This is a genomic window from Mesorhizobium sp. Cs1321R2N1 (genome assembly GCF_037179725.1).
Classification (GTDB): domain Bacteria; phylum Pseudomonadota; class Alphaproteobacteria; order Rhizobiales; family Rhizobiaceae; genus Mesorhizobium; species Mesorhizobium salmacidum.
Map to the genome: position 1 here is coordinate 1 of NZ_JAPYKP010000263.1, position 3,301 is coordinate 3,301.

Sequence of the window (3,301 nt, forward strand, 5' to 3'; positions counted from 1 at the left end):
GCGCCGGGGCCGGTGTGCTGGCCGCTGGCGGCTCGGCGGGTGCCGGGTGCTGGCCACTTCTTCCGAAAACGTAATACGCGACTATCGCCAGAATAACGACGACCAGCGCAATCAGCCAAGGGCTGCCGCCACCGCCGCTCGGCCGAGGGGCATTGGTGGACGAATTGTACGGATCGTTTGGGTTTGGTGTGTTCGCCATAAACGTGTCCTCCGGGAAAATGAAAATGGTCAATCAACATCCATCAACGCGCAACCGTTGATTGGGTTTCACGCTAGCGGAGGAAAACGCCGGAAACGCGGCGTTTGCGGGCCTCCGCTGCCATCCGACTCAATTGACGGCGGTGACAGTATAGCCGGCTTTGCGGAAATCCTCGACCAGTCCCTTTGGACCGGGAAGATGCAGCGCGCCGACCGCCATGAAGGCGTTGCCCTTGGCCAGGATCGGCCCGGCATGATCGACCATCACCTTGTTGCGGCTGGTGATCATGGTCTCCTCGAAGGCGGCATAGCCCGCGGGATCGTCCTGCTCGTCGGGCATGGCGGCGCGGAACAGCGGCCAGAACATGCCGGTGTCGCCATGCTGGTAGAGCACGATCATGGTCTCGTTGATATCGTTGACCTTGTCGCCCAGCTTCAGCGTGTCGACCAGGCCCTTCATGTGAAAGGCTAACGGCAGCGAAGCCATGGCGCGCAGCTGGCTCTCGGCCGTTTCCAGTCCTTCCACCGGCTTGCCGGCCGCCTTGGCGCTCTCGGCCAGCTTGACGTCGAGCACAGGCGCTCCGCCGGCCTGACGGGCGAGTTCGCAGGCCGGAAGCGCCATCATGGCCGACAGCATCCACGGCTTCATCTTGGCGACCGTTGCCGGCGGGATGCCGCGCGCGTCGAGCGCGGCGTTCATGGCCGCCGCTTCGTCCGGCGACAGCAATGACGACAGCGTCGTGGAGTCGGTGAACATCATCAGGTCCGGCTCCTTCAGCATCGCCGCCATCATTTTCTGTTTGTCGAGCACATCGGTGGTCTCGATGATGAGGGTGCCGGCGGCGTCAAAGGCCTTCTGCGCATAGGCCGGCAGCGTGGTCACGCGCGGATCGGTCATGTGCATGGTGCCAAACAGGTAGGATGGCTGTTCGCCTGATTTTTCCAGCTTCCACAGCAGGCCCTTGCCATTGGGGGTGGCCGCCGCCTCGGCCTCGATCTTGTCGTAGGTGGCGGGGCTGCCCTTCTGCAAGGCCGACAGCATGTCGGCGCCGGTACAGGTCGGGATTTCCGCGTGCGCCCTGCCGGCGGCGAACAGCAGCACGGCAAGGAAGGACAGGAAAAACAGCACGTTGAACGCGACAAGCAGTTTCAGCGAGACGGAAGCTGCACGGTCGGCGATGGCGATGACGCGTTTCATGATCCCATTCCTAGGACCGAAAAGCGGCAAAACCGTTAATCGGGACTGCAAAATTGAAGGGTTCAGGCCCTGGGGTGGGCCGATTCGTAGATTTCCAGCAGTCTTGCGGTGTCGACACCGGTGTAGATCTGCGTCGTCGACAGGCTGGCGTGGCCCAAGAGTTCCTGGATGGTGCGCAGATCGCCGCCACGGCCGAGCAAATGGGTGGCGAAGCAATGGCGCAAGGCATGTGGCGTCGCGGTGTCGGGCAGGTTGAGCGCCGAGCGCAGTTTCGCCATGTCGCGCTGGATGATGGCCGGGTTGAGCGGACCGCCGCGCGCGCCGCGAAACAGCAATTCCTTCGGATCGAGATGGTAGGGGCAGAGCCTGCGATATTCGGCGATTGCCCTGAGCGCCACCGGCAGCACCGGCACCAGCCGCGTCTTGCCGCCCTTGCCGGTGACGCGCAGCACGGTGTCGGCCTCCGATGCCAGATCGGCGCCGGCCAGCCCAAGCGCTTCCGAAATGCGCAGGCCCGAGCCGTAGAGCAGCGTCAGCACGGCGGCGTTGCGGGCAGCGATCCAGGGTTCTTCGGCCAGCTGACCCTCGACGGAGACCACGTGCCTGGCATCGCTCGCCGTCAGCGGCTTGGGCAGCGATTTGGGCTGGCGCGGCGCGCGCAAGGCAGCCGCACCGGCCGCATTGGCCAGGCCTCGTCGTTCGAGGAACCGCAGCAGCGAACGGATGCCGGCCAATCCGCGGCCAAGCGTGCGTGCGCCGGCACCGGCATTGCGGCGAGCGGCGAGGAAGCCGCGCAGATCGGCCGGGCGCAGATCGGCGATATCGGAAATGCCGGGCGGTCCGCCGATATGGCCGGTGAGGAAGTGCAGGAACTGGCGTGAATCGCGCTCATAGGCCTCGACGGTTTGCGGCGACAACCGGCGTTCGCGGGCCAGCATCTTCAGCCAGCTTTCACGCGCCGCCTGGAGATCGGGTTTTGCCGGTATGAGGAATTCCTGCATGGCGGCATTTTCGGGTGTTCGGGTTAGGAAGCGGTGAAGAGGCCGTCATTGAAATGACGGCGAGGCGGCGCTAGAGCAGGGGCAAAGGATTTTTCGCCCATGAGCAAACCCCAAAACCCCGTCCAAATGGCCGTGATCGGAGCCGCGCACGGCATCAAGGGCGAGCTCAGGGTGAAAACCTTCACCGGCGATCCAATGGCGCTGGCCGACTACGGGCCGCTCTACGCCAGGGACGGCCGTGCTTTCCAGATCACCGACATAAGGCCTGCCAACACCGTTGTCGTGGTGCGGTTCAAGGGCGTCAACGACCGCAACGCGGCCGAAGCGCTTGCCGGTACGGAGCTGTTCGTCGACCGCTCGATGTTGCCCGATGATGGCGAGGAGGACGAATTCTACCATGCCGACCTGATCGGGCTGGAAATCCGGGATGATACCGGTGCCGCCATCGGCAAGGTCGTCGCGGTGCACAATTTCGGCGGCGGCGACATTCTCGATGTGACGCTCGCCGGGCGCAAGGGTGTGCTGATCCCGTTCACGCAGGCCGCCGTGCCTGCCGTGTCGATCGCCGAGGGTTTTGTCCGCGTCGACCCGGTTGCGGCCGGACTGGTCGAGGACGAGGATGGCGAGGCGCCGCGCGAGGACGATTTCGACCCCAAGGGCAGGCCGCGCGGACCGCGCGACGCCGGGGGCAACCGGTGAGTTTTGCCGCGTCGGTGCTGACGCTTTATCCCGAGATGTTTCCCGGCGCGCTCGGCGTGTCGCTGGCCGGACGGGCGCTGGAGGCCGGCACATGGTCGCTTGATGCGATCCAGATCCGCGATTTCGCCATCGACAAGCATCGCACCGTCGACGACACGCCGGCCGGCGGTGGCGCCGGCATGGTGATGCGCGCCGATGTGCTGGC

At 65.0% G+C, this 3,301-nt stretch carries 4 protein-coding genes and 1 pseudogene; 2 read left to right on the forward strand and 3 right to left on the reverse strand.

Annotated elements, in window-relative coordinates; translation table 11 throughout:
- The 3 genes from O7A61_RS31605 to O7A61_RS31615 all read right to left on the reverse strand — a co-directional run.
- A partial coding sequence (locus tag O7A61_RS31605; RefSeq protein WP_337133084.1) for a hypothetical protein occupies positions 1-232 on the reverse strand: 232 nt, incomplete at its 3' end.
- 96 nt (positions 233-328) lie between these two features.
- Positions 329-1,396, reverse strand: a complete 1,068-nt coding sequence (locus O7A61_RS31610; RefSeq protein WP_337133085.1) for a TraB/GumN family protein — start codon at positions 1,394-1,396, stop codon at positions 329-331.
- A 62-nt stretch (positions 1,397-1,458) separates the two neighbouring features.
- On the reverse strand, positions 1,459-2,397 hold the full coding sequence (locus O7A61_RS31615; RefSeq protein WP_337133086.1) for a tyrosine recombinase XerC: 939 nt from the start codon (positions 2,395-2,397) through the stop codon (positions 1,459-1,461).
- Between the two features lie 99 nt (positions 2,398-2,496).
- On the opposite strand from O7A61_RS31615, the gene rimM reads away from it, so the two are divergent.
- On the forward strand, positions 2,497-3,096 hold the full coding sequence (rimM, locus tag O7A61_RS31620) for a ribosome maturation factor RimM (RefSeq protein ID WP_337133088.1): 600 nt from the start codon (positions 2,497-2,499) through the stop codon (positions 3,094-3,096).
- Positions 3,093-3,301 (forward strand): annotated as a pseudogene (locus tag O7A61_RS31625) (tRNA (guanosine(37)-N1)-methyltransferase TrmD); the annotation flags it as partial. The gene rimM and the pseudogene O7A61_RS31625, both read left to right, overlap by 4 nt.